The 25,129-nt window shown below is 39.7% G+C and carries 26 protein-coding genes and 1 pseudogene; 13 read left to right on the forward strand and 14 right to left on the reverse strand.

What is annotated here, in order from left to right; translation table 11 throughout:
• Positions 1-16: 16 nt before the first annotated feature.
• The 13 genes and pseudogenes from ACVRZ8_RS08100 to ACVRZ8_RS08160 all read right to left on the reverse strand — a co-directional run bounded on the left by ACVRZ8_RS08100 (position 17) and on the right by ACVRZ8_RS08160 (position 11,398).
• A complete protein-coding gene (locus ACVRZ8_RS08100) occupies positions 17-244 on the reverse strand; it encodes a hypothetical protein (protein WP_447448812.1) in 228 nt (75 codons plus the stop codon).
• On the reverse strand, positions 231-2,120 hold the full coding sequence (locus ACVRZ8_RS08105; protein WP_447448813.1) for a conjugal transfer protein: 1,890 nt from the start codon (positions 2,118-2,120) through the stop codon (positions 231-233). The genes ACVRZ8_RS08100 and ACVRZ8_RS08105 overlap by 14 nt, the downstream gene beginning before the upstream one ends.
• Before the next feature lie 13 nt (positions 2,121-2,133).
• Positions 2,134-4,638 carry an ATP-binding protein gene (locus ACVRZ8_RS08110; protein WP_447448814.1) on the reverse strand — a complete coding sequence of 835 codons (2,505 nt, stop codon included), beginning with the start codon at positions 4,636-4,638 and terminating at the stop codon, positions 2,134-2,136.
• A gap of 13 nt (positions 4,639-4,651) precedes the next feature.
• Positions 4,652-5,068, reverse strand: coding sequence for a conjugal transfer protein (locus tag ACVRZ8_RS08115; RefSeq protein ID WP_447448815.1), 417 nt, complete (start codon positions 5,066-5,068; stop codon positions 4,652-4,654).
• Position 5,069: 1 nt separating this feature from the next.
• A complete protein-coding gene (locus tag ACVRZ8_RS08120; protein ID WP_447448816.1) occupies positions 5,070-5,294 on the reverse strand; it encodes a hypothetical protein in 225 nt (74 codons plus the stop codon).
• 5 nt (positions 5,295-5,299) lie between these two features.
• The gene (locus ACVRZ8_RS08125; protein WP_447448817.1) at positions 5,300-6,280 is read right to left on the reverse strand and encodes a conjugal transfer protein; all 981 of its coding nucleotides are present in this window, start codon (positions 6,278-6,280) and stop codon (positions 5,300-5,302) included.
• A gap of 11 nt (positions 6,281-6,291) precedes the next feature.
• Positions 6,292-6,843 carry a conjugal transfer protein gene (locus tag ACVRZ8_RS08130; RefSeq protein WP_447448818.1) on the reverse strand — a complete coding sequence of 184 codons (552 nt, stop codon included), beginning with the start codon at positions 6,841-6,843 and terminating at the stop codon, positions 6,292-6,294.
• A 132-nt stretch (positions 6,844-6,975) separates the two neighbouring features.
• Positions 6,976-7,161: pseudogene (locus tag ACVRZ8_RS08135) on the reverse strand (hypothetical protein); the annotation flags it as partial.
• Between the two features lie 30 nt (positions 7,162-7,191).
• A complete protein-coding gene (locus ACVRZ8_RS08140) occupies positions 7,192-8,442 on the reverse strand; it encodes a replication initiation factor domain-containing protein (RefSeq protein ID WP_447448819.1) in 1,251 nt (416 codons plus the stop codon).
• A 208-nt stretch (positions 8,443-8,650) separates the two neighbouring features.
• A complete protein-coding gene (locus ACVRZ8_RS08145; RefSeq protein WP_447448820.1) occupies positions 8,651-10,327 on the reverse strand; it encodes an FtsK/SpoIIIE domain-containing protein in 1,677 nt (558 codons plus the stop codon).
• Between the two features lie 15 nt (positions 10,328-10,342).
• Positions 10,343-10,795 (reverse strand): conjugal transfer protein, encoded by a 453-nt coding sequence (locus ACVRZ8_RS08150; protein WP_447448821.1) that lies wholly within the window; start codon positions 10,793-10,795, stop codon positions 10,343-10,345.
• Positions 10,796-10,813: 18 nt separating this feature from the next.
• Positions 10,814-11,110, reverse strand: coding sequence for a cytoplasmic protein (locus tag ACVRZ8_RS08155; protein WP_447448822.1), 297 nt, complete (start codon positions 11,108-11,110; stop codon positions 10,814-10,816).
• Between the two features lie 39 nt (positions 11,111-11,149).
• Positions 11,150-11,398 (reverse strand): hypothetical protein, encoded by a 249-nt coding sequence (locus ACVRZ8_RS08160; RefSeq protein ID WP_447448823.1) that lies wholly within the window; start codon positions 11,396-11,398, stop codon positions 11,150-11,152.
• 609 nt (positions 11,399-12,007) lie between these two features.
• Between ACVRZ8_RS08160 and relB the strand changes: the two genes are divergently transcribed.
• Positions 12,008-12,346 (forward strand): type II toxin-antitoxin system RelB family anti-toxin, encoded by a 339-nt coding sequence (gene relB, locus ACVRZ8_RS08165; RefSeq protein ID WP_447448824.1) that lies wholly within the window; start codon positions 12,008-12,010, stop codon positions 12,344-12,346.
• A 24-nt stretch (positions 12,347-12,370) separates the two neighbouring features.
• Here relB and ACVRZ8_RS08170 read toward each other — a convergent pair whose 3' ends face one another.
• A complete protein-coding gene (locus ACVRZ8_RS08170) occupies positions 12,371-12,727 on the reverse strand; it encodes a hypothetical protein (RefSeq protein ID WP_447448825.1) in 357 nt (118 codons plus the stop codon).
• A gap of 214 nt (positions 12,728-12,941) precedes the next feature.
• Here ACVRZ8_RS08170 and ACVRZ8_RS08175 point away from each other — a divergent pair, with 214 nt between their 5' ends.
• The 12 genes from ACVRZ8_RS08175 to tnpA all read left to right on the forward strand — a co-directional run bounded on the left by ACVRZ8_RS08175 (position 12,942) and on the right by tnpA (position 24,846).
• Entirely contained in the window at positions 12,942-13,751 is an 810-nt protein-coding gene (locus ACVRZ8_RS08175) for an ImmA/IrrE family metallo-endopeptidase (protein WP_447448826.1), read from the forward strand.
• Positions 13,752-13,754: 3 nt separating this feature from the next.
• Complete coding sequence (locus tag ACVRZ8_RS08180; RefSeq protein ID WP_447448827.1) at positions 13,755-14,441, forward strand: helix-turn-helix domain-containing protein; 687 nt, start codon at positions 13,755-13,757, stop codon at positions 14,439-14,441.
• A gap of 442 nt (positions 14,442-14,883) precedes the next feature.
• Positions 14,884-15,150, forward strand: a complete 267-nt coding sequence (locus ACVRZ8_RS08185; protein ID WP_447448828.1) for an ACT domain-containing protein — start codon at positions 14,884-14,886, stop codon at positions 15,148-15,150.
• 19 nt (positions 15,151-15,169) lie between these two features.
• Positions 15,170-16,507, forward strand: a complete 1,338-nt coding sequence (locus tag ACVRZ8_RS08190; protein ID WP_447448829.1) for a PFL family protein — start codon at positions 15,170-15,172, stop codon at positions 16,505-16,507.
• 107 nt (positions 16,508-16,614) lie between these two features.
• A complete protein-coding gene (locus ACVRZ8_RS08195) occupies positions 16,615-17,313 on the forward strand; it encodes a histidine phosphatase family protein (protein WP_447448830.1) in 699 nt (232 codons plus the stop codon).
• Positions 17,303-18,109 (forward strand): M15 family metallopeptidase, encoded by an 807-nt coding sequence (locus ACVRZ8_RS08200; RefSeq protein ID WP_447448831.1) that lies wholly within the window; start codon positions 17,303-17,305, stop codon positions 18,107-18,109. The genes ACVRZ8_RS08195 and ACVRZ8_RS08200 overlap by 11 nt, the downstream gene beginning before the upstream one ends.
• On the forward strand, positions 18,106-18,690 hold the full coding sequence (locus ACVRZ8_RS08205) for a glycoside hydrolase family 73 protein (RefSeq protein WP_447448832.1): 585 nt from the start codon (positions 18,106-18,108) through the stop codon (positions 18,688-18,690). Before ACVRZ8_RS08200 ends, ACVRZ8_RS08205 begins: the two co-directional genes overlap by 4 nt.
• Before the next feature lie 135 nt (positions 18,691-18,825).
• Positions 18,826-19,860, forward strand: a complete 1,035-nt coding sequence (hrcA, locus tag ACVRZ8_RS08210) for a heat-inducible transcriptional repressor HrcA (protein WP_447448833.1) — start codon at positions 18,826-18,828, stop codon at positions 19,858-19,860.
• A gap of 26 nt (positions 19,861-19,886) precedes the next feature.
• Positions 19,887-20,414, forward strand: coding sequence for a nucleotide exchange factor GrpE (gene grpE / locus ACVRZ8_RS08215; RefSeq protein ID WP_447448834.1), 528 nt, complete (start codon positions 19,887-19,889; stop codon positions 20,412-20,414).
• Between the two features lie 459 nt (positions 20,415-20,873).
• Complete coding sequence (dnaK, locus tag ACVRZ8_RS08220) at positions 20,874-22,706, forward strand: molecular chaperone DnaK (RefSeq protein ID WP_447448838.1); 1,833 nt, start codon at positions 20,874-20,876, stop codon at positions 22,704-22,706.
• A 359-nt stretch (positions 22,707-23,065) separates the two neighbouring features.
• Complete coding sequence (gene dnaJ / locus ACVRZ8_RS08225; RefSeq protein WP_447448835.1) at positions 23,066-24,208, forward strand: molecular chaperone DnaJ; 1,143 nt, start codon at positions 23,066-23,068, stop codon at positions 24,206-24,208.
• Positions 24,209-24,372: 164 nt separating this feature from the next.
• Positions 24,373-24,846, forward strand: coding sequence for an IS200/IS605 family transposase (gene tnpA / locus ACVRZ8_RS08230; protein ID WP_447448836.1), 474 nt, complete (start codon positions 24,373-24,375; stop codon positions 24,844-24,846).
• Positions 24,847-25,129: the final 283 nt, after the last annotated feature.

Raw genomic sequence — 25,129 nt, forward strand, 5'->3', positions numbered from 1 at the left:
CCCCTATCACCTCCTTTTAGTGTTTGAGATAGACCTTTAGAATAACGGTTCCTTGTTGCCAATGTGCTGATAAGACAGCAGGGATTTCTTGACAAAGCATGAGAATACGGTTTGCTTCTAAGTTATCTACGGGGTAGAGAATTGTGAAACGAAGTGACGGTAATTGCTTTTCGTAGGCATGATAAATCGTTTCTTCTAAGCAAGATTTCAATCTTGCTTTAGAAAATATTCTAGTGTTTGCCATAAGGTTCCCCTCGCAATCTATTGAGCTCTTGGGTTAGACGGTCACGGCGATCAAGATTTACCTTGATTTGTTCCTCTCGTGATAATGTCTTTCTAAAATTCTTAGTAAAGGCATTAGAGCCTTGGGCGTGGTACATTGCTTCACTATCCTCATAAGTTTCAAGTTCTCTTTCCAATCGATTCATTTGGCGTTTTTGGCGTGGTGATTGCCAATTTGCTTTAAGTTCCTCATATTCCTCTTCTTTAGGTGAGGTAATCGGTTGTCCCTGCGTTTTAAAGGAAGTGTCTTCTGTTTGCATTAGTGGCTCGCTAGGCTGATTTTCTGATGTTGATGGCACAATAGGACTCTCCATGTCAGGAGAAATGGCTTCTGGGTTTTCAGGAGCTGGTGGGATATCATCAGGAGTCTTTGTTGGTGTTTTCGTACGGTTGAAGAAGCGACCAACATGCTTGAGATGAGATGGTGTGTTGACTAGGCTTCCTACCACAAACCCACTACCAGCCAAGGCAAAATTTCCAAGGTGTTGTGCAGTTTCAAACCCACGACTTGGCGATTGTTGAAAAAAGTCTCGTCCTTGTCCTATTTTGGTTTCTACTTGACTTCCAATTTCTTCCACCTTAATCCGAGCACGAGAACCGAGGATAAATTCAATGAGTTCTCCCTTATACTTCCAAAGGAGGAAGTAAACGGCAGATTTAGCGGCAACAGCTACAATCAACTTAAAAAGAAGAGCAAAAGTAGCTAGTGATGGGAAGTTATCAATCACTTTGTCAAACCCAGTCGTGATGAGATTTTCAATGACTTTTTCAAGGTAAAAAATGATAAGGGTAATCAGACTTGTCAAGGCAGGAAATGCTAGACCACCAAACATGACTTTAAAAATTCCAAAGATAATGTCTTGCATACTTGGTACAAAAGATACCAGTAAAGCGATTGGAAAGAGTAAAATCATGATTAGCACAAGAAGTTGAGCAATCAAATTTAGAAGTTGAATTAAGATGATTGGAATGGCAATGATCACGGCTTCCACAATCTTAAAGAGAACGTAGAAGAACTTGATAAAGAGGTAATCATAGACGGCTGACACCCAACGGTTACTTTCTTTATCGTCATTAGCCTTGTTTCCCATTTCCTCCAAATAGTCTTTTCTATCTGTATTAGAAACTGCCTTGAAATTCCCATTATCATCTACAGAACCGAGAACCTTGGAGTCATCAAAGGTCTTTTCCTCCCCAGTCTGGCTATCTACGTATTTTCCGTTCTCCTGACCTGTATTGACAAAGATATATGCCGTATAAGATGTTTGTGCGATATAGCTATCAGCTAGAGAATCGCCAACTTTGACCGATTGGTCATCACCGTAGGAGACAGAAATATTGGAAATTTTGGTCGTGACGGTATCCGCGACATTATCCACCGTATCCAGTAAGTAAAGCCCACCAGAGGTGTTGGCAACTGTTCCAAAATACCCAAAGCCTAAAACAACTACAAGGATAATGTGGATAACTTTGCGCATAAAGTTTCCACGAGAGAAGAAATATTGATAGAAGAGATAAAATGCTCCGATAGTGAGAAGAAGGGAGACTAGCGAGGTGCTTGAAAGCCCATCAGTAGTAGAACCTGTAAAGCCTTGCCAAATAGATTTTCCTGCGTTATAGACATAGGTTTTGTAAGTATCATAAAGGTCAATCTTTTCCAAAATCCGAATCATAAGAGAAAAGAAACCAACAATGATATTAAGGAGAAAGAAAAGTAAGTTGACAAGGATTTCATTGAGTGCCACGATAATGGAGGTCTCAATTGCGGTAGTCCTTTCCAAGTAGGATTTGAGGGAAAAGATGTCAACGCCCTTTAGTTTCTCAAAAGCTTCCTGCATAACGGCCTCCTTTCTAAGCGGCGTATTTGTTTTCGAGATTTGATGATACGGTTGTTTTCTTTGGTTTTAAGAGTGGGTCAATGTCTTCAAAGAGATTATGAATGGAAATACGGTTAAGGTTGCCATAAACATCGTAGTAAAGGCATTGTCCTGAAATCATGTTATCAATCCATTCTAGATTTTCTTCTGTCGGTTCCAGATTGACATGTTTCAAGATGTCCTCACGTTCTGATTTTTCATAGAAAGCAAAAATAGTTCCAAAGCCTGTCGTGTCATCGTCATTTTCTGCGTCATGTACGGATTGCGTAATCAGCGCTAGGGTATTGTTTTTCGAACGACCAATACGGCGCATATTTTTAATGACTGCTTGTCCTTCAGCTGATTTCATCAAAATCCATGCTTCATCAAAGAACTCAATGGTATCTTCTTGTTCATTACGTTCTCCAAAGTGAGTACAAAAGGCACCTAAGGCAAACATCAGAGCAATGGAATTACGCTCATGGTCTGAAATTTTTAAGGCTTTACTCTTAGGTAATTTGAGATTAGCAACCTCAAGGATAGTCACTTGAGAGTCATAGGTGAGTCCTTGTGTTGTTCCTTCTGAAAAAGCCAATTCCAAAATAGAATTGGTGACTATGGAGGTTAAATAACGCCCAACTGAGGCAATTTCTGGGTTTTGATTGGTTTTCAAGCTTTCAAGGACATGTTTAAACCCAACGGTTTGACCAGCTTGGCGCTGAGTGACAACAGTGTTGATGGTTTCCGTAATGGCAGTTTTTTGATCCATTGTCACATCTTTAACTGCTTGAAGCAGGAACTCCAGCATGTTTTTAGCAACCTCTACAGCTTGCTCTTTGTCTAAGACCACGATAGGGTCTAATACCCCATGGTTAGAAGCAATAGAGCTATCCAAGGTTACAAAATTAAAATCTTCCAACTGTTGTTTCCGTTTTGGAAAGCGTTTGGCAAAGTCAGGATTGTTCATGGTGGCTTGATAGTGGTGGCGTAACTCTCTTTTAGGGTCAATGTAGAGTGTTTTAACATCTTGAAGCGCAACGGAAAGAAAAATCATCTGGGCAAGATAGGATTTTCCTTGACCTGTGGCACCAGTGATAATGATATGAGGATTCTTTGTGAGTTTTCCCGCAATGTCTTCTTTATTTCCGACTGTTGGATTAAAGAAGACAAGATTTTTAGAAGCTGAAATGGCTTCTTCGAGGCTATCCCAGCGACCCATCCAATTATCTACCCGACCGATATACCAGCCAATGCGGTTACCAGATGAGGTGTTGGTAAAGGGCATGAGTTCCGCAAAACCACGAGGAGTCACCATGTGTGTCCATGTTCGTGTTTTCTTTTGCAGGTCTTGACCATACAACAGAGCTTGGAAGAGATAAGGGGTATCAAAGCTAGCTTCACTAATTTCAACGTTCATGTCATTAAAGTAGTTCAGAATGACTTGTCTGCGGTTTCTGAGTTGATTGACAGAAGACCCAGCCACAATCAGGTAAGCCCCGTATTCAATAATCTCTTCCTTGTTTCCAACCTTTTTCATCAGGTCTTTCAGAGAAAGGGAGCCCATCAGAATATCATCTTGTTGGACGGTATCGGTATTATCCGCTTCTTCCATGATATTCTTGTAACGGGTATTGGAACGTCCCATTTTACCTTTAATGCGGTTACGATCAATGAATGTCCCTTTAAAACGGAGTTCCACAGGAAAGTTGAGACGTTGCACAAATTCTCCCAAATGAAAACCGTTAAAGATGGTATTGAACTTCCCGATAGGAAGAATGGTCAAGAAAGATGACCCATAGGGACTTTCTAATTTCATAAATCCCCCCGCTAGGGATTTGATAAGGGTATCGGTCACATTAAAGAGGGAACGGTTGGCAGTCACTTCTTGTTTGAGGTGAGGGATGTAACGTAGGAATTGCATGCGTTGATAGTAGAAGAGGTCTTCATCCGTGAGACGTTTAGCTCGTAAGGTGGATAAGATTTGATAGATAGCGTGCTCATCTGCCTCAAAGTCTTGATACCAAGGCTTATCTTCTTCTAGTTCAAAACCAAGACCATTCGCAATGGTTTCTGAAACCTCTGAGAAACGTTCAAAAGCTAGTTGTGAGAGTGATAAACCTTTATCAAACTTCTTGAGACGAACACCAACTAACCAGTCCGTTTGATAGGGGATTTCCATCTCTTCCGTGAGCATCTCCACCGTATCACGCAAGAGTTCTTCGCCAAGCTCACGGTTATTAGGGGAAAGGGCTTCTTTAAAGTCGCTCATCTTTTCTTCTAAGAGAAAATCTTTAGGGATAAGAGCAATTTCAAAAGCCTTGTTTTTGGCTAATTTTTTGATGACTTGACTTGTCGTTAATTTGTGTTTATTCTTGGTGTCATCATCTGTAATAGTAATTGGCGTATTAGGAACACGGTAATAAGCCATAACTGCTTTATCTTGTCGTAGGACAAGGTTATGGTGGGTGGCTTTAATGGGATATTGGATTTTGAGTGCCATAGTGCCTCCTTATCTATAAGTCTGTTTTATCAAAGACGATGTCTTCGTCTGTTAATACCTCCACTCTTTCCCCATGATAAATCGCTTTTTTATTCCAACGAAATTCAATCAGGTAACGGCAATAGTCGAATAAAAAAATGTGCATTTTCTTACCGTGTGGTTCGTATTCGGTGTAAAATTTAGCGAGTTTGTAAGGAACGTAAACGTAGAGGAGAAGGGAAATCGAATGGGTCATCTTGGCTAAAGGGTTCAGGATAAAGGATAAACCTAGTACCATAACCACAAAAACAAGGGCAAAGACAACAAAGAAAGAAAGTTGCATAGGGGTCGCGAAATACCAAATGCGTTTGCCCTTTTGTGTCTTGATTTCTTGAATCCAGTAGGGAGCGTTTAGCCCCCTAGCATAATCGTAAAGTGGTTCTTTATCCATATCAAAGCCCCGTTTCAATGCCTATGAGGCGAAGCGCCCAACCTATGACAGAAAGAATCTGTTGTCCCTTGGTCATGGATATAATAACGCCCCAAAAACCAATGACAGAAAAAAGTTGAATCCAAGAGCTATTCCGCCACGCTTCAAGACCAAGAATAACAGCTATAGCGGTAATGAGCCAAGCGCCATCTCCTTGGAGGAATTGTTGTAATAAGCTAGTATTCATAAAACTTAGTTTCCTTTCGTTTGTGCGTAATCTTTAGGGATGGTATGCTTTAATGTCTTCACATAATAAGAATCCCCTTTGGGTGTGAGGGTTAATGTAAAATTTTCAGAGCGTGTATTACCAGCAACCTCAAAAGTCACTTGGACATAAACGGTGATGTCATCTCCGTTTTCTTTTAGATACACGTAGTCCAACGTGTTAAATGTTGTGTTTTCCAAGACTGTCAAATGATTACCTACCAAATCCAAGTTGTCTTGGTCAGTTGTATAATTGGTAAAAAAGACGTTCAGGAATTTCTCAACTTTCTGATGTTTCTTTTTAGAAAGGTTATCAGAGGCGGTCAGCTCTAAAGCAGAATCTTCATCAAAGCCAGTCGCTTGTGAATCAGACAAGGTTGAAAACCAAGGCAGACCTGATATGTAGTAAGTTTTCCCTTTTGTGCCATAAGGAATATTAAAACCAGTAGTGATTTCCTCGTCCTCGTCTCCATTTTTTTGCTTATAGGTTACTTGGTAGGTGGCTGCTTCGTCTGTCAATACCAGTAATTTGGCAGAGACTAGACTTGTTGCTGTCCGTTTTTGTCCTTGTGATTTGACTTCAGGCACCTCATCATAAAAGCTATTTAAGGTCTCTGTTTGTTTTTCCTGCTCTTCTGCGTTGTCTGAAAAGGTAAAGTAAGCCGACACAAAACTATTGAGGTAGTAGGTTAAACGATAGTCTGTTTCAGTATTTGTTGATACCGAAGTAACAGAAGTGCTGTTTTTTACTTTGTTTTCTAAGTTTGTAACCCTATTAGAAAGGGTAATAGCTCGAAAAGCCCCTAAAAGCCCAATGAGTACCAAAAGAGCCAACCCAGTTGTGACAAGAAGATTGGCTGTTTTTCTGGTGGAGCGAATGAGTTTTGGGGAACTCCGCTTTTTCCCTGTCTTTTTAAAGCGGGAAAAGTAGCTGAGGAGTTGAGCTAAAAAGGTTTTGAGTTTTGTCATAAGCCCTCCCTTTAGGCATTTGCCAATTCAATGAGTTTTGACCCTTTAGCGTAGAGCTGCTTATGGAGTCTATTCAGTTCACCATTGACATAATAATAGCTCCGCAACTCTGCTTGTAGTACTTCAAGCAATAATGGTGGTAACTGTTGGGCTTCCTCGCTTTTGAGCAGATGGTTAAGCTCACCAGCTTTTGTCCACGCTTCATTTGTGTTATGTGTTTTAAGTAATTCACCTAATTCTGTAGAAAGGGCTTTGATTTTCTTTTCGATTTGGGTTTGTTCTGCCATGAGTATTTCCTCCGTAAATATAGTTTGTTTGTCCGTAATGACCTGACGAAAGATGAGAGCTAAGTCAGTAGTCATGCGTTGATTAAGGTCTAAAATTTGTCCATCTGTTGTAAAGTAAGCATGCTGGTAGTTTCGACATTCTCCATTATCCTGTATTTGTCGAGCAAAACAATCATAAAAATAGTCTTTCCCTTTCATAAGGACAATATAAAGGTTCCAGAATTCATTTTTTTCAGGAAAGCAGGTAATGCCTTCATAGATTTTATGTAGTAACATATCAGTTGCCTTCTTCCAGAGCTTGTCGGATTTGATGTTCTAAGTTTCCTGATTTTCTATGGTAGAGGTCTTGCTTACACCGTTCAGCATGTGCATGAGACATAAATACCTCCTTTTCTTATTCTTCCCAAGGTCTATGTCAAACCAAAGCCAATCATTGATTTGTACTTCAGTTGGTGTATCTCCTGAGAAGATATCTTCACAAAGACTGGTCAGTTAGTCAATGCCTCCTCGTTCTCTGACAGTATCAAGGGTATTTCTTGCACCAGACCATGCTTTAAAGTTGTCAATACTTGAGAGTTGGACTTTGTATTCCATGTTTTTTCCTCCTTGTAGTGTTAAATTAGCCTAGCTTTTCCTTGAGTAGGCTGTGACTAATTGATAGGACGCTCTTAAGTCCTTCAAAATTGCTTCTGATCGTTCTGTTAATTCCCCGCTTTCTTGAATCATTTTGAGATAACTAGTTGCCATGATTTTATCGGCTTCCTCAACCAGTTTTAGCGAATTAGCAACTTGATACACGAGCCAGCGAACGGTTCGGTCAATTGAGTAAGGTTCTGGCTTCATGCTCAGTTTCAAGGGTTCCACACCTCCAAATAATTTTTGCCACTTCTGGTCAGGAACATAAGCACCAAATTTGTTAGTACCGTCATAGACTTGCATTTCATGGTTAATCACTCCACGGGCAATTTCAGCTAGGTCAACGCCATTGATATACTCTTCAATGGCTGATTGAGCTTTTTCGTGGGAAAAGCGTAATTCATAACGGTTCCAGATACCAAAAATCTCTAAGGATTCTTCCAAGGAGAGCTGTTCACTTTTGGCTAATTCATAGCGTTTTTCGTAAAAGTTAAAGTAGAGATTACTTTGGCGACTCCCAAAATAAAGGGAAATACCTTGACTGTTTTCAATATCATCTACTTTTTTAAGCTTTCCACCACCAATATGGTTCCATGTTCGGAGATGTTTAAATTTGATTTCCTCCTTATAAACTTTGGCAATCATATCTGATAGTAGGAGTTGTTCCTTTTTCCTTTCCTTACCAAGATAAGGCTCATCCATAGCGATATCCAAGCGAGTAACACGACTTTCAGGGATTTCAAAACAGATAATTTGTAGAAATTCCTGCCAGCTAAGACCAATGGCTTCTAAAATGAGTTCCATTTCACGGCACCCTTGTCCAGAGAGTTGCAGACTTACTTGATAATTTCCTGTTTCGATTTTGTCAAAAAAATCAAATAACCAAATGTTACCCCGCTTCCAAAGGCGTGAGTAATTGAGGAGTCTTGTGTCAAACTCTTTAAACTCTGAAAAAGAACAGTGGAGATAGGTCTGGCAAAAGTGACTGAGATCACGGATAGATATGAAAGTCATCCGTAAATAGTCAATGTGTACCTCTAGGAGTTCTTGGTCACGGTGATTGAGGTAACCAAGCTCTCCTTTAAACTGATGGAATTTTTCAAGCGTCAAGCCACGTGAACCATCTTCGTAAGAGCGATAGGTACGCCTTGAAATACCAACGGACTCTGCAAATTCTTTCTGAGTCATTCCAGTTGACCTTCGGAATTTCTTTAGTTGTGAGGGGCTAATTTTATCCATTCATATAGAAGTCTCCTTTCTAGGAAGTGACACACTTTTTTATCAAAAGTGACACAGTTTTTGAATCTTGACATCCCTTGGTACCATTGGGTTAGAGGGGGGTGCTAGATGTCATTTTGACAAATGTTACCCCCCTATTAGAAATCGGGGGTTGAATCATTTCTCACGGACTAGGAACGGCGACCTACGGTCTTCGCCTGACCGTAGGTCAGGCTTGCCCTTGCTCTTGCCCTAGTCCGTGAGAAGCCAAACAGCTTTCAACAGCTTTTGGATAAGACTTGCGCCCCTCTGCTTCAAAGGTAGCAAGGACGTCAAGAAGGAGTGCCTCTTGAGAAGATGTCACCCAAATAGCATTCTCTAATCTGTCAAAAGGAAGTCCTTTTTCCTCCAACATGTAGATGATTTTGCGAAGGGTCTTAACAGTTAAGTCCTGCTCTTTGGCAAATTCTGTTAAAGGACGGTTTTCTGAGATGATTTCTTCCAGCTCTTCTGGCTCAACCATGCTATCTATTTCTGGCAGATTAGGTTTAGGTACCTCTTTAAGTTCTTCTTCTAGGACTGGTAGTTTCATAAACTCATCGTAAAAAGAGAAGCCTTTATCAAAAGGCACATAAGGGGAGAAAAATTCTCCTGCTAACTCACCGTTATTGGCGATATAGCCACGTCCTTTGACTTTCTTGCCATTGATTTTGTCCAACTTTTTGAACTCTTTGTTTTTATTAGCGTCCCCAAACATCATGTCATACCCTGTGGATTCCAAGTGACCAACGGACAGACGTTTCATAAAGTTATCCCGAAGCGCTGTCTTGATATATTCACCATCAGGTCGTTGCATAGCAAAAATAACAAAAACGCCAGATTGGCGCCCTTCTAAGACAAGTTGAGACAGGTATTCAATGGCTTGCGCTTGGAGGCGGTAGTCATTTTCAATCTTGGCGATAAAGGCTGCCCACTCATCAATGACAATAAATTTTGGTTTCAGTCCATACTTGGAAAAATCTTTCCCAATGACATAGTCAGGATGATTTTGGATGGCTTCATAACGTTTCTCCATAAACAACACATTATCTTTAAGGCAAGCGATAATATCTTCTTTGGAGATAAAGACACGTTCCTTGAAGACGGGAACATTTTTAAGACCTGATAAGTCTGCATTTTTAGGGTCACAGAGGTCAACAAAACCAATTTTAGCTAAGACTAAAACAATGGTCATGAGAACAACCGTTTTACCGCCACCAGTTCCGCCACCAATGAGCAAGTGCGGTTCCGCAATATAATCCCAGTAAACATCTTTCATAAGACGTAATCCTTTGTCCGTGATGGTGACGTCTGAAATGTCAATCCGTGAGTGAATCCGATTGATAGCAATGTCATAGGTCACAAAACGATTGTCAAACGTTTTATCCCTAAAGTCACCATTAAACATAATCTCAAGAGTTGCCCCGAGATTGATAAAGCGATCTTGAAACTTATTACCTTCTAAGATAAAAGAAGCTTGTAATCGGTACTTGCTTCGTTTGACATAGACCTTGGGAAGAATAATTTTCTCAATCGCCTTACCATCACGTTTAACAGTTTTTGAGAGGTAGTAGCGGTTTTCCAAGAGAAAGTTAGTCATAATCCGTAGAGAGTTTAGGCGTTGGAAAAAGAGTACTTTCTGAAAAAGAAAAAGTGTGACAAGTAGTACTAGAAGAAGGGGTGGTAAGATGGTTAAAGCCAGTTTAGGTACATAAAAGAGTGGGTCAGCTACAATCAACTGCCATATAGGATAGTAGTAAAAGAAATTTGCCACTAAAAAAGGCAATAACAAGAGAAAACCTGTCATTGCCCTAATATGGCGGTAAAATTTACGGACGCGTAGTCCACGATAAGTTAAGAGGGACATAGAGACCTCCTAACCTTATTTCTTGTCCTCAGCCTTAGTATCAGCCTTTGGTGCAGGTGCTCCTTTTTTCCTGATACCAGAAGCATAAAGACGGTAGTTATCATTTCGTCCGATAGCAGAATAGGTGACGACAATATCAGTCAATTCTACTTCTTCACGATAATTAAGCCCAAGGGCTTCAATTTCTTGTTCAGACATGTCAACAATCGTAAAAAAGAGGGTTTCATGTTGGACAGATGAGTGGATTCCCACAGTAATCCCACGGATTTCTCCCGTTGGAACTTGGACATAAGTATTGTCGCTATTGCGTTGACTACGGTCTTCTTCATAAATGAGTTCTGCTCCCTCGACAGAGCGGAAAGTCAATTTGCCAAAGACTTCATCCAGTTTAAGAGCATCCGTAATGACACGGTAAGATTTATCCACGATTTGGAGTTTTTCTCCGAAGTTCAATCCAGTTTTTGCCATAGTGTTTATTTCCTTTCTTTATTTAACGATTTCAAGTTTTTCTGCAAAGACATTGAGAGCTGGGGCTACACTTGAGCCATTGACTGCACGGTCTGGTAGAAAAATAGGGTTAACCACTTGAACAATCGTATCTTCATCAAAGATAGTGTTGGAAGCAGGAGTAATGACATGGAAAGAACCATGTTCTTGGCTACTAAGAATATGGCGTTGGTATTTCCCTTCTTTACCAAAGATAGTTTTAGGAGCACGCCCTAGTTTTTCATAATAAGCTTTTCCGACAAATTCAGGTTTCATTTTAAGGGTTTCAGGAATCATAAGTAGTTCTCCATTTCTGATGATTGAGTATTTAAAAGCTCAGCAAACCACAGGGCTGAGTTGTGCAAAGTAAAAACGTTTAATTTTTGACTTGTATATGAGCGTGTAATAACTGATTTCTGAGTGAGGAAAACCAACTTTCTCGAAATTATGAGCCAGCTGATCCATTTCAGTTTTTGTATTAGCATAAAGACTAGCTTGTAGTTCAGGTTTTCCTGAATAGATAGCATGGGTAAAAAGATAGTTCTGGAAATGGCGTTCCAGACACTGTCCAATGTATGAGGTCATAGGTACCTCCTTTCTTTATTGTAAACAAAAAGCTACTAGAAATTTTCATTTCCAGTAGCTTGAGAGCAGACTACTCCTGTTAAAAGCAGCAGTAGTCAGTTTAAAAAAGGGTTATTTGGTTGAAAGACCTATCTAGCAAAGACAAACCTTTCACGGTGGCAACGTTTAGCAAGGTGCATTGCATCAATTACCATCGCTTTCCCAGCCAATCATTCGGGTAGTCATTATCATGCCCGTCACGATTCTCTTACGCCTTTTGGCAAAGCCAGTTCACTTTACTATTCGGAAAAGTGCGAAAGTCCGAAATACGTGTGAGTCCACAATTCTAAAAATTATTTTAATATCTCAACTTCAACCACAAACGGACTTGACTTTCTTCTTCAAACAAGATACAATAAAGGTACGAAGTTTATTGTGTTGTTTGATAGTCAGTTCTCTGGTTGTCAAACGCATTTTTTTATTTAATTGGCAAAGGACAGAACCTTCTAAAAACAAGGTTATTATTTTTAGAAGAGATATACTCTATCGAATATATTTATATTATATACTCAATTGAATATAATGTCAACTGTTTTTTGAAAAAAATTTAAAAAATTTTTGAGGTATATTATGGGATTCCCAGAACGACTTAAAGAACTCCGATTAAAAAAAGGATTAACCCAAAAAGAAGTAGCAGAAGAATTTGGAATTAAGCAACCTAACTATCAGCAATGGGAAGCTGGAAAACGAAAACCAACATCAGAAACACTTCAAAAATTTGCGGATTTCTTTGGAGTATCTATGGATTATCTAGCAGGCAAAGAGGAAGAAGACGAACTTGCAAACGTTGAATTGTTATTCCGTATGACTTCTGATGGTTTAACAGAAGAAGAAAAAGCTGTCTTTCGTGAAGAACTCATTGAATTTATGAAAGAACGGAAAAAAGCTTTTGAGAAGGATGAAAAATAGCTCAGAGAATTTCTCCGAGCTATTTTAATCGTCATAGCCATATTTTTTCAAAGCTTTTTCATAAGCTTCAGTTCCTTTTTTATAATAGGTTTCATCACTTCCTGTAAAATTAGCTGTCAATACACCATCCTTGTATTTGTAAGTAACTGTTGGGTTTACAAAATCAGAAACTTCAAAAGTTTTTAGGTCAGTATTAATGGTCATATTTCTAGTGGCACCTTCAGCATCAACGGTTCCTTCGTCACCTTTAATTACAACGATTTTATCGTTGCTATATTCATCAATCTCATAGTATTCTCCGTCAAGACTGTTTTGATTGGAACAAGCAACTAGGAAAATACTAGCAAGTGCAAAAGCGAGTAAACTTAATAGTCTTTTCATGAAATATATCCTCCTTTATTGTTTTTATTTTAATATAATTTTATTACAAAATAGTTAATTATATTATTTAAATTTAATTTCTAGTGGACACTCATCCGCTTTTTTTATATAATTTAGTCAACTATTTGATTGACTGTTTTTGGTAGAGAGGTGTCATGTGAGAGAATTATATGCCAGAGTAACCCAAACTGCAAGAGGAGAACTGTATCAGTTCATGAAAGATAATACTATTTCCCCTCTTAATTATCGCTTTGATTCTTATTTAAAAGATTGTGCAACTCGGTATCATATCAGAATTATTCCTCATCATTTCAAGAGCCACAAGATTGAGGGACTAACCTTTATTGATCAGTTAGGGACTTCTTTTTCGTACGAGAAAGACAACCCTTTGACCCGTCAGAATTTTACAAAATGCCATGAATTAGGTCATTATATTTTAGGACATTCTGGCAAACTCTTTACAGAAATGCGTGACCAAAAAGAAACGTTACCAGAGACTGAAGCCAACCTCTTTGCAGCTTTTATCTTAATGCCTGATATTGTCTTATTATCCAAAATCTATTATCGTCATGATAATTTTAGAAAAATCCTGTCAGCTCTTGGAGTATCAGCAGAGGCTTTCAAATATAGGCTAAAAGACTTATTGCAGTTTCGCTTATCTAAGAAACAAGAAGTGATTAGCTTAGCTATTCAACACTATCAAAATAATAGAAGTGAGTTGTTACTAAGTTTATTTGGTAAGATAAAAACCGAGATAGTAGAAGAGTATAAAAGTATAGAGGTTAATCATTTAGTAAAGGTGGCTAAAGAGTTACAAACTCTGGACTTTGTGGCTAGCGATTCCTATTCCGACTTACTAAAAAATGATTTTCGTAAGGAATTAGAAAAAGCTGACAAGCGCATTTCAACATGGTTAGAATACGATTTTGGAATAACCATGGGTTACGCTTGGCGAAATGATAAACTGACAAAGAAGCAAGCTCAACTACGAGCTAAAACTTTGATTTTATTAGAAAAGAGGTAATCTATGTACCAACCAGAAAAATTGAAACGAAGAAGAAAAAAATTAGGGTTACAACAACAGAAAGTAGCAGGGCTTATCGGTGTTTCAAAACAAGCCTACTCTAAGTGGGAAAAAGGACTTTCTCAACCAACCAAGACCAATCTTGCTAAACTTGAAAAAATCTTAGAAGTTCCAGAAGGCTATTTAACCGAGGAAAGAATTGCAACCCTGTATAAACAACTGACAGAACCTAATCAAGACAAGGCTTTGAACTATGTTCAAGACCTTGTCATCGGTCAGCATAAGGTTATCAATCTGGTTAGTGAAGAGCCACGCTATGCTTACAAAGTCTATGAACAACTTTCAGCTGGTATTGGATCATCCGTTTATGATGACAAAGACTATGATACCGTTTATTTTGACGAAGAACTAAGTCATGACTTCGCTTCTTGGATTGATGGGGATTCCATGGAGCCAATGTATCATAATCATGATGTTGCTTTAATTCGTGAGACTGGATTTGATTATGATGGTGCCATCTATGCCGTTGTGTGGAATGAAAAGAGCTATATCAAAAAGGTTTATCGTGAAGAAGATGGACTCCGTCTTGTTTCTATTAATAAAGCTTACAAAGATAAGTTTGCCTCTTATGATGAAAATCCACGGATTGTTGGTAAAATCGTAGGCAGCTTTACCCCTTTGGAGATATGAAGTCTTTCTATGCTATAGTAAGATAATCTCTAGCTCAGTATTCGATTTTTCTTAGAGAAATTTAGTAAAAACTCACCTTATTTAAATCAAATTAGTCAAAATTTGATAAAATAGGACGAAAGGTGTTTTGAGAAAAAGATTGATATTAAGGCTTTTATGTATTTAAAGACATATCGGTTGATTGAACCAGGTCTTAAGAAAGCTCGTAAAGCTAGCCAGTTCTCAAAACGTTAATATCTGCTATATATCAACGTTTCAAGCACTCAAGAGTTTACCTCATGGGTGCTTTTTTATGTAAAAGATTTTCTAATTAGGTCATGATGAGGTTGTACTGTTCATGATTGTTCGGATATTACGTATGTTAAATTGATATTTTGGGAAAGAATAGCTAAATAAGCGAAAAAATGCTAAAATGAATTAACTATATTTTTGGAGGCTTGATATGAAAGCGATTATTACTGTTGTCGGTAAGGATAAGGCTGGTATTGTTGCAGGTGTTTCTGCTAAGATTGCTGAACTTGGGCTTAATATTGATGACATTACACAAACTGTTATGGATGAATTTTTCACGATGATGGCTGTTGTTTCGGCTGAGGAGAAAAAAGACTTTACAGCTCTTCGTTCGGAATTGGAAGCTTTTGGAGAGACTTTAAATGTTAAAATTAACATTCAAGGCTCTGCTATTTTTGATGCCATGCATAACTTGTAGGATAGAGGTAGAGTAAAACATGGATATTAAACAGGTAACAGAAACCATTGAGATGATTGAGGAGCAGAACTTTGATGTTCGGACAATCACTATGGGTATTTCGCTGTTGGATTGTATTGATTCGGATATTAATCGTGCTGCTGAAAAGGTCTATAAAAAGGTTGTGGAGAAGGCTCGCAATTTGGTTGCTGTTGGTAATGAAATCTCATCAGAGCTTGGGATTCCTATTGTTAACAAGCGTGTTTCCGTGACGCCGATTTCTATCATCGGAGCAGCAACAGATGCAACAGACTACGTACCCTTAGCTAAAGCGCTTGATCGTGCTGCTAAGGAAATTGGTGTTAATTTTATCGGCGGTTTTTCAGCTTTGGTGCAAAAAGGTTATCAAAAAGGTGATGAAATTCTCATCAATTCTATTCCCAAAGCGTTGGCGGAGACGGATTTTGTTTGTTCTTCGGTTAATATTGGTTCGACCAAAACAGGTATTAATATGACTGCGGTGCGTGATATGGGACGGATTATCAAAGAAACTTCTGAAGCAAGTCCGCTGGGTCCTGGCAAACTGGTTGTATTTGCTAATGCGGTTGAAGATAATCCCTTTATGGCAGGAGCTTTTCATGGCGTTGGTGAAGCCGATGTCGTCATCAATGTTGGTGTCTCGGGTCCCGGTGTAGTACAGCGTGCTGTTGAAAAGGTGGCTGGAAAAAGCTTTGATATCTTGGCTGAAACTGTCAAAAAGACAGCCTTTAAGATTACGCGTGTTGGTCAGTTAGTCGGTCAGATGGCTAGTGAGCGTCTGGGTGTTGAATTTGGTATCGTTGACTTATCATTAGCCCCAACACCAGCGGTAGGAGATTCAGTGGCACGTGTGTTAGAGGCTATGGGGCTTGAAGTTGTTGGTACACACGGGACAACAGCTGCGCTGGCTTTACTTAATGACCAAGTTAAAAAAGGCGGCATTATGGCCTGCAATCAAGTTGGCGGTTTGTCGGGTGCTTTTATTCCAGTGTCTGAAGATGAAGGAATGATTGCGGCGGTGCAGTCAGGTGCCATCAATCTTGAGAAGTTAGAAGCCATGACAGCTATTTGTTCGGTTGGTTTGGATATGATTGCCATTCCAGCGGATACTCCGGATACAACAATTGCAGCCATGATTGCTGACGAAGCGGCTATTGGCGTTATTAATCAAAAAACGACAGCTGTACGTATTATTCCTTACGGTAAAGTTGGAGATATGCTTGAATTGGGCGGTTTATTGGGTTATGCGCCTGTTATGAAAGTCAGCGAAGCTTCATCGGCTGACTTTATTGCACGAGGCGGGCAAATACCAGCCCCTGTCCACAGTTTTAAAAATTAATTGCTGTAAAACTCCTTTAGTGGGAGTTTTTTCTATTGTTAGGCAACTAGAAGCTGGGTCAAATTTATGTTATAATTAAGCAATAAATCTATAAAGAGGGTGACACTATGGGGGGAACACGCTTGTTCATTGCACGGCATGGAAAAACAATGTTTAACACAATCGGCCGTGCGCAGGGGTGGAGCGATACACCATTGACTTCTGAAGGTGAGAAAGGTATTCGTGAATTAGGTTTGGGTCTCAAAAAAGCAGCTATTCCCTTTAAGGCAGCTTACTCAAGCGATTCTGGACGAACATTACAGACCATGGAGATTATTCTACGTGAGACAGGTTTAGAGCATATTCCTTATACACGTGATAAGCGTCTTCGTGAGTGGTGCTTTGGCAGTCTTGACGGTGGTTATGATGGGGAGCTGTTTCAAGGAGTTTTGCCTAGGACAGCAGCATTTCAAGGAAAAGATTATACAGAAGTAACCTATCCAGAGCTGGCGCAAAGTATCTTAGATGTAGATACAGCTGGTTGGGCGGAGCCTTGGGAAGTTTTGAAAAATCGTATTTTAGAAGGTTTTGAGGCAATAGCAGAGCAGGTTGAAAAAACAGGCGGCGGTGATGTTATTGTGGTCAGCCATGGGATGACCATTAATACTTTTGCATGGCTGGTAAATCCCAACATAGAACGCAAGCCGCTGGATAATGGCTCAATCACCTTGGCCAGTTATAAAAATGGACAATTTACAATTGAAACGCTTGGGGATATGACCTATCGTCAAGCTGGAAGAGAAATGGATAAGAAAAATGACAACTAATCGACATCATGCACGTCGCAGAGCAAAAAAAAGTGAAAATGGAAGAAAGTTTGTTACCGGTTTTTTGTTTATCATTGCTTTGGCTGCTTTGTTTGTAGGTGTTTTTGTTTATTTGAATGGCAGAAGCAGTAAATCAACAATACATTCTAAAACCAGTGCAACTAAAACGACTTCTAATTCTAGTTCAACCAAGACCGCATCGGATAAAGATTCCTCTCTTCCTAATGTTTCAACAGATGATTGGGAATTGCTTTTGGTCAATCGTGATCACGTTACAGAGGAATTGAATCCAACGGTTACTGATATTGGTGGGGTTCAGGTAGATGAGCGTATTGCAGAGGCAGTGCAGGAGTTTTTGACAGCAGCACAAGCTATTGACAGTAACTTCCATCTTATTTCGGGTTATCGCAGTGTTGCCTATCAAGAAGAACTTTATAATAGCTATGTTCAGCAAGAAATGGCTAACCAAAGCATTGATCAAGAGGCTGCAGAAGAAATTGTTCAGACTTATTCGCAGCCACCGGGAGCCAGCGAACATCAAACGGGGCTGGCTATTGATATGTCAACAGTGGATTCGCTGAATGAAGCTGATGCTGATACGATGGAACAAGTACAGTCTATTGCAGCAGATTATGGTTTTATTTTGCGTTTTCCAGAGGGGAAATCGTCGTCTACCGGAGTTGATTATGAGGATTGGCATTTTCGATATGTGGGTGCTGATTCGGCCAAATATATATCGGAGCATAATCTGACATTAGAAGAATATATTGCATTGTTGAAGGAGAATGGTAAGTGAGAAGGCGCTTTAAATTTCGAGTTTTTGTGGTCATTTTAGGCGTTTTTGTATTTGGTGTTCTTCTGCCGCTGATGATTAATGTCCGCACAAAGGATAATGCACAAGTTGTTCAAGTGGCTTATGATAAGGAGACCTTCATTAAAGAAATTGCTCCAACTGCTCAGGAATTATCGCAAGCTTACGGAGTACGGGCATCTGTTATTATTGCTCAGGCTATTTTTGAAACTGATTATGGAAAGAGCTTACTAGCGGCTAAGTATCATAATCTTTATAGCTTGAAAGCTAAAGCTGGTCAAGGACATATTCGTTTAATAGACAAGATCTATCGCAATAACAAATGGGAAACTGTTAAAGAAAAATTTGCGGTTTATGATTCTTGGGAAGATTCAATGTACAGCTATTTAGAAGCCTTAGCTGCTGGTGAGTGGGGGCAGGATACTTATACGGTACTTGCGACTACAAGTGGTTATAAAATCGCTGCTGAAAAATTACAGGAAGCTGGTTTTAACTCAGCACCGAACTATGGGCAGAAGCTGATTGATATTATTGAAAATTACAATTTAGTTGATTACGATAGATAGAACGTTAGCACTCGGAAAATAAGAGTGCTAATTTTTTGTGTTTTTCTCTTGACAAGATATTTTCTAAGAGTATAATAGAACCATAACTTAGCACTTGGTATAAAAGAGTGCTAATTGGAAAGAGGTGGCTTCAAAATGATCACAGACCGTCAAAGTGACATCCTGAACCTAATCGTTGAGATGTTCACCCAAACGCATGAACCTATAGGTTCTAAAACTTTGCAGGATACCATTGAATCAAGTTCAGCCACCATTCGTAATGACATGGCAAAACTTGAGAAGCTAGGCTATTTGAAAAAGGCTCATACTTCAAGCGGCCGCCTGCCCAGCCGAGCTGGTTTCCAGTATTTTGTCCGGCATTCTCTAAACCTTGATAGTGTTGATGAGCAAGATGTTTATCAAGTCATTAAAGGTTTTGACTTTGAAGCTTTTAGGTTGGAAGATATTTTAGCGGCTGCCGCTAATCTTTTGGCAAATATGACAGGTTATACGGCTGTTGTTCAAGATGTTGAACCCACCAAGCAGCGGCTGACAGGATTTGATATCGTTCGTCTTTCTAGTCATGACGCTTTAGCGGTTCTTACTCTTGATGAATCCAAGTCTGTTACTGTTCAGTTTGCTATCCCTAAGAATTTTTTGGTGCGAGATTTGCAAACACTCAAGCAGCTTGTTGATGAGCGTTTTGTTGGCAAGTCGGTGCTGGATATTCATTACAAGCTGAGAACAGAAGTTCCTCAGGTAGTTCAGAGGTATTTTAAAACCACAGATAATGTTTTGAATTTGTTTGACTATATCTTTGCTCAGCTGTTTAAAGAATTAATTTTCATTGAAGGCAAGATTGCTTCGTTGTCTTATGCAGGTTCAGATACTTATCAGTTTTTTGACAATGAACAGGATGTAGCACAGGTGCTTCGCGCTTCTATTTCTCAGGACGAGATGGTCAAGGTTCAGGTCGCAGAGAGTGAGGAACAAGCACTTAGTCAATTAACTGTTATCAGTCATAAATTTCTCATTCCTTATCGAGGGCAAGCTCTGATGAGTTTGATTGGCCCTATTGATATGGATTATCGCAGAGTAGTTAGTTTGATCAATGTCATCAGCCGAGTTATGGTTATCAAATTAACTGACTACTACCGTTATTTAAGCAGCAATCACTACGAAGTGAATTAGCCATAAATAAGAAAGAGGTGTAAAATTTGTCGGAAGATATTAAAAATGAAGACGTAAAAGAGGAAGAGGCTGTTGAGGAAGCAGAGGATACGCCTGTTGAAGAAATAGCCCCTGAAAAATCCGAATTAGATCTGGCGAATGAGCGGGCAGAGGACTTTGAAAATAAATATCTGCGAGCCCATGCCGAAATGCAAAATGTTCAGCGCCGTGCTAATGAAGAACGGCAGAATTTACAGAAATATCGCTCTCAGGATTTAGCCAAGAAAATTTTGCCAAGTCTGGATAATTTGGAACGAGCACTTGCAGTTGAAGGTTTGACAGACGATGTTAAAAAAGGTCTTGAAATGGTTCAGGCTAGTCTGATTCAAGCTCTTAACGAAGAGGGTGTCGAAGAAGTTGAAGTTGAAAGTTTTGATCACAACTTCCACATGGCAGTTCAGACTTTACCAGCTGATGATGAGCATCCTGCAGATTCGATTGCACAAGTCCTTCAGAAAGGCTACAAACTGCATGAACGCATTTTGCGACCAGCCATGGTGGTGGTTTATAACTAACTATTTTTTGATGGTAATGACCTCATTAAAAAACGGCAATTGCTATAGCGGCATGCCTAAACGCCTTACTAGCTCGCGATAAAAATATAATTGATTTTCATCGCTCATGTCGTAACAAATCTGTCCGAAATGACAGAAAACTATAAAATGTAAAAAGAAGCAAGTCGTAAGACTTAGCCCAACCGATACTTTTTCGTCATGGTGTTAGTCAGATAAGGTTTTCCTATCTGACAGGCAAATTTTGAAGCTTTAGGTTCAAAAATTAGCAATGAAATGCTGAAGGCAGTTGCTTGCGTGCCACACCATTTAAGAAAAATATCAAAGCAAGAAATATCAAAAGAGGAAACAGAAAGGAATTGAACGTTAATTTCAGTCGCTAGATGAAGAGAGCTTTGCTTTCGGTAATTTCCCGATTGAAACAGTCCAATGGACTATTTCAACGTTCTTGGTATCTTAATTATGTCTAAAATTATCGGTATTGACTTAGGTACAACAAACTCAGCAGTTGCAGTTCTTGAAGGAACTGAAAGCAAAATTATCGCAAACCCAGAAGGTAATCGTACAACGCCTTCAGTTGTGTCATTCAAAAATGGTGAAATTATTGTTGGGGATGCGGCTAAACGTCAAGCAGTGACAAACCCTGACACTGTCATTTCTATCAAATCTAAGATGGGAACTTCTGAAAAAGTTGCAGCTAATGGTAAAGAATACACACCGCAAGAAATCTCAGCTATGATTCTTCAATATTTGAAGGGTTACGCAGAAGATTATCTTGGTGAAAAGGTTGAAAAAGCAGTTATTACAGTTCCTGCTTACTTTAACGATGCTCAACGTCAAGCAACTAAAGACGCAGGTAAAATTGCTGGTCTTGAAGTCGAACGTATCGTTAACGAACCAACAGCTGCAGCGCTTGCCTATGGTCTTGATAAAACTGACAAAGATGAAAAAATCTTGGTATTTGACCTTGGTGGTGGTACTTTCGACGTGTCAATCCTTGAACTTGGTGACGGTGTCTTCGACGTTCTTGCAACTGCTGGTGACAACAAACTTGGCGGTGATGATTTTGACCAAAAAATCATTGACTTCTTGGTAGAAGAGTTCAAAAAAGAAAACGGTATTGACCTTTCAACTGACAAGATGGCTCTTCAACGTTTGAAAGATGCTGCTGAAAAAGCTAAAAAAGACTTGTCTGGTGTAACCCAAACACAAATCAGTTTGCCGTTTATTACCGCAGGAGAAGCTGGACCGCTTCACTTGGAAGTTTCTCTCTCTCGTGCTAAATTTGATGATTTGACCCGTGATCTTGTTGACCGTACAAAAACTCCTGTTCGTCAAGCCCTTTCAGATGCTGGTTTATCGTTATCGGAAATTGATGAAGTTATTCTTGTCGGTGGTTCAACTCGTATTCCAGCAGTTGTTGAAGCTGTTAAGTCTGAGACTGGTAAAGAGCCAAATAAATCTGTAAACCCTGATGAAGTGGTTGCTATGGGTGCAGCTATTCAAGGCGGCGTCATCACTGGTGATGTTAAAGACGTTGTTCTTCTTGACGTAACGCCATTGTCACTCGGTATTGAAACAATGGGTGGCGTCTTCACTAAATTGATCGACCGCAACACAACTATCCCAACATCTAAATCACAAGTCTTCTCAACAGCCGCAGACAATCAACCGGCCGTTGATATCCATGTCCTTCAAGGTGAACGCCCAATGGCAGCGGATAATAAAACGCTTGGTCGTTTCCAATTAACAGATATCCCAGCTGCGCCTCGTGGTGTGCCACAAATCGAAGTAACATTTGATATCGATAAAAATGGTATTGTATCTGTTAAGGCTAAAGATCTTGGAACTCAAAAAGAGCAACACATCGTTATCAAATCCAATGATGGTCTCAGCGAAGAAGAAATCGAACGCATGATGAAAGATGCAGAAGCAAACGCTGATGCTGATGCAAAACGTAAAGAAGAAGTGGATCTTAAAAATGAGGTTGACCAAGCTATCTTTGCAACTGAAAAAACCATCAAAGAAACTGAAGGCAAAGGTTTTGACACAGAACGTGATGCGGCACAAACCGCTCTTGATGATTTGAAAAAAGCACAAGAGTCGGGTAATCTTGAGGACATGAAAGCTAAGTTAGAAGCTCTCAATGAAAAGGCTCAAGCTCTTGCAGTGAAACTTTACGAACAGGCAGCGGCTGAACAACAGGCGGCTGGCGGTGCTGATGGTGCACAAGCAACAGATACATCTAATAACTCAGGAGATGATGTTGTAGACGGTGAATTCACTGAGAAATAATTGCTTAATAATGACAGACTCGTTGAAGTAATATTCTACGGCAATGATTATGGCGAATTATCTGATGTGCCTTACTTGTTTGATTTTCGGAATTGTTGCTTTGAGAATCAATTACCGTAGTTATAAGCTGTTATATTATTAAAAGAAATCCAGAGGTTGATGCAAAATCCCAACCTCTGTTTTTCCATAATAGAAATACAATTTTTAACAATAAAAAGAATTGAACTCACTTTAAAGTTGTGTTTTCTCAAAAAAATACAGAAAGGATATATGGTGTTCGCAATTGAACACGGGCTGCATACGGATAGTATCAAAAAGGAAATTTTGTTTATGTCCGTTTAACGCCCTTAGTATCTCATATGAATAATACAGAATATTATGATCGCCTAGGGGTTTCAAAAAATGCTTCTCAAGATGAAATCAAAAAGGCCTATCGTAAGATGTCCAAAAAATATCATCCTGACATCAATAAAGAAGCAGGAGCGGAGCAAAAATATAAGGACATCCAAGAAGCCTATGAAACCCTAGGGGATGAACAAAAACGCTCTGCTTATGATCAATACGGTCCTGCTGGAGCTAATGGAGGATTCAGTGGAGGAGCCGGCGGCTTTGGAGGTTTTGATGGGGCAGGCTTCGGCGGCTTTGAAGATATCTTCTCAAGTTTCTTTGGCGGAGGAGCTGGTGCTAGTCGTAACCCTAATGCTCCGCGCCAAGGCGATGATCTTCAGTACCGTGTCAATCTCAGTTTCGAAGAGGCTATTTTTGGTACAGAAAAAGAGGTCAAATATAACCGTGAGGCAGTTTGTAAGACTTGTGATGGTTCAGGAGCGAAACCAGGAACTCAGCCAACAACTTGCGGACGTTGTCATGGACAAGGGGTTATCAATGTTGATACACAAACACCTTTAGGTATGATGAGGCGCCAAGTCACTTGTGATGTATGTCATGGGTCTGGTAAGGAGATTAAAGATCCTTGTCCAACCTGTCAAGGCAGCGGTCACGAGAAACGAATGCACAAGGTTTCTGTTAAAATTCCAGCTGGTGTTGATACCGGTCAACAGATAAGGCTTCAAGGACAAGGTGAAGCAGGGATCAATGGCGGTCCTTATGGGGATCTCTTTGTAATTATCAAGGTTGCTAATAGTGACAAATTCCGTCGAGACGGGGCGACTATCTATTACACTCTGAATGTTTCTTTTGTTCAGGCTGCTCTAGGAGATAGCGTTGAAGTTCCAACAGTGCATGGGGATGTAGAGCTATCTATTCCCGCAGGTACTCAAACTGGAAGGACATTCCGTCTTAAAGGAAAGGGTGCCCCACGCTTACGTACGGGCACACAAGGCGATCAGCTGGTGACGGTCAATATTGTAACGCCAACTAAGCTTAATGATGAACAGAAAGAGGCTCTAAGAACATTTGCCAAAGTAAGTGGAGAAGAACCTGTTCATCCTAAGAAAAAGGGTTTCTTTGACAAGGTTAAAGATGCCTTTGAAGCAGAATAAACAGTCAGCGTCCCTTAGCGGACGCTTTTTTGTTATCTTCCGAAAACCACTAGCTATGCTAGTGGTTCCGTAGAGCTTCCAGCGTGGTATCAAAAAAACCTCCTAAGATGATAAGATAGAAGTGGTTTCCCTGCCACTCATCAAAATCATCAAGGAGGTTCCACATGAAAGAGGCTAATCAAAGTTTATCACATACCAAGTGGAATTGTAAGTATCCTATTGTTTTTGCCCCCAAATACCGTCATCAAATCATCTACGGAAGATATAAATCCAGTATCGGGAAAATGATTCGAGATTTGTGTGAACGCAAAGGAGTCATCATTCACGAGGCTAATGCCTGTTCGGACCACATTCACATGTTAGTTAGCATTCCGCCTAAATTAAGTATCTCTGGTTTTATGGGGTATTTAAAAGGTAAGAGCAGTTTAATGATTTTCGATAAACATGCGAATCTGAAATATAAATATGGCAATCGCAAATTTTGGTGTAGAGGCTATTATGTGGACACGGTAGGACGAAATCAGAAGATAATAGCTGAGTATATTCAAAATCAATTACAAGAAGACAAGATAGCCGATCAGCTCACTTTGTTTGAGACGGTTGATCCATTTACTGGAGAACCAAATAGCAAGCGATAATCAAAGGAAAGTGCTTTAGCACTGGCTCGAAAAAGTGGTGCGAGAGGAAGGCAATTCGGTGGGCCTTTGGCCCTAGCCGGTAAAAGCGACTTACAGTCGCAGAACAAACCACCAGTGTGAACTGGTGGTTTTGATTTTGCAGCTGATCAGTGTCCAGCTTATGTTAGTTGCGATAATTTTAAAAAAGGGAAGAAAAGTAGTTGACAAAGGGAATAAGGTTTGCTAGAATATAGGAGTTGTCTTCAGAGGAAGGCAGAGCCCTTTGAGAACTGAATAAGAAACC

Source organism: Streptococcus dentiloxodontae (genome assembly GCF_053206925.1).

Coding starts and splice junctions, on each gene's coding strand:
- ACVRZ8_RS08200 (WP_447448831.1), top strand. CDS start 17,303: ATGACAACTAATCGACATCATGCACGTCGCAGAGCAAAAAAAAGTGAA.
- ACVRZ8_RS08120 (WP_447448816.1), bottom strand. CDS start 5,294: ATGAATACTAGCTTATTACAACAATTCCTCCAAGGAGATGGCGCTTGG.
- tnpA (WP_447448836.1), top strand. CDS start 24,373: ATGAAAGAGGCTAATCAAAGTTTATCACATACCAAGTGGAATTGTAAG.
- ACVRZ8_RS08130 (WP_447448818.1), bottom strand. CDS start 6,843: ATGTTACTACATAAAATCTATGAAGGCATTACCTGCTTTCCTGAAAAA.
- ACVRZ8_RS08170 (WP_447448825.1), bottom strand. CDS start 12,727: ATGAAAAGACTATTAAGTTTACTCGCTTTTGCACTTGCTAGTATTTTC.
- dnaJ (WP_447448835.1), top strand. CDS start 23,066: ATGAATAATACAGAATATTATGATCGCCTAGGGGTTTCAAAAAATGCT.
- ACVRZ8_RS08175 (WP_447448826.1), top strand. CDS start 12,942: ATGAAAGATAATACTATTTCCCCTCTTAATTATCGCTTTGATTCTTAT.
- ACVRZ8_RS08150 (WP_447448821.1), bottom strand. CDS start 10,795: ATGGCAAAAACTGGATTGAACTTCGGAGAAAAACTCCAAATCGTGGAT.
- ACVRZ8_RS08140 (WP_447448819.1), bottom strand. CDS start 8,442: ATGGATAAAATTAGCCCCTCACAACTAAAGAAATTCCGAAGGTCAACT.
- ACVRZ8_RS08155 (WP_447448822.1), bottom strand. CDS start 11,110: ATGATTCCTGAAACCCTTAAAATGAAACCTGAATTTGTCGGAAAAGCT.
- ACVRZ8_RS08160 (WP_447448823.1), bottom strand. CDS start 11,398: ATGACCTCATACATTGGACAGTGTCTGGAACGCCATTTCCAGAACTAT.
- relB (WP_447448824.1), top strand. CDS start 12,008: ATGGGATTCCCAGAACGACTTAAAGAACTCCGATTAAAAAAAGGATTA.
- ACVRZ8_RS08105 (WP_447448813.1), bottom strand. CDS start 2,120: ATGCAGGAAGCTTTTGAGAAACTAAAGGGCGTTGACATCTTTTCCCTC.
- ACVRZ8_RS08115 (WP_447448815.1), bottom strand. CDS start 5,068: ATGGATAAAGAACCACTTTACGATTATGCTAGGGGGCTAAACGCTCCC.
- ACVRZ8_RS08145 (WP_447448820.1), bottom strand. CDS start 10,327: ATGTCCCTCTTAACTTATCGTGGACTACGCGTCCGTAAATTTTACCGC.
- ACVRZ8_RS08190 (WP_447448829.1), top strand. CDS start 15,170: ATGGATATTAAACAGGTAACAGAAACCATTGAGATGATTGAGGAGCAG.
- ACVRZ8_RS08180 (WP_447448827.1), top strand. CDS start 13,755: ATGTACCAACCAGAAAAATTGAAACGAAGAAGAAAAAAATTAGGGTTA.
- hrcA (WP_447448833.1), top strand. CDS start 18,826: ATGATCACAGACCGTCAAAGTGACATCCTGAACCTAATCGTTGAGATG.
- ACVRZ8_RS08195 (WP_447448830.1), top strand. CDS start 16,615: ATGGGGGGAACACGCTTGTTCATTGCACGGCATGGAAAAACAATGTTT.
- dnaK (WP_447448838.1), top strand. CDS start 20,874: ATGTCTAAAATTATCGGTATTGACTTAGGTACAACAAACTCAGCAGTT.
- ACVRZ8_RS08125 (WP_447448817.1), bottom strand. CDS start 6,280: ATGACAAAACTCAAAACCTTTTTAGCTCAACTCCTCAGCTACTTTTCC.
- ACVRZ8_RS08110 (WP_447448814.1), bottom strand. CDS start 4,638: ATGGCACTCAAAATCCAATATCCCATTAAAGCCACCCACCATAACCTT.
- ACVRZ8_RS08100 (WP_447448812.1), bottom strand. CDS start 244: ATGGCAAACACTAGAATATTTTCTAAAGCAAGATTGAAATCTTGCTTA.
- ACVRZ8_RS08185 (WP_447448828.1), top strand. CDS start 14,884: ATGAAAGCGATTATTACTGTTGTCGGTAAGGATAAGGCTGGTATTGTT.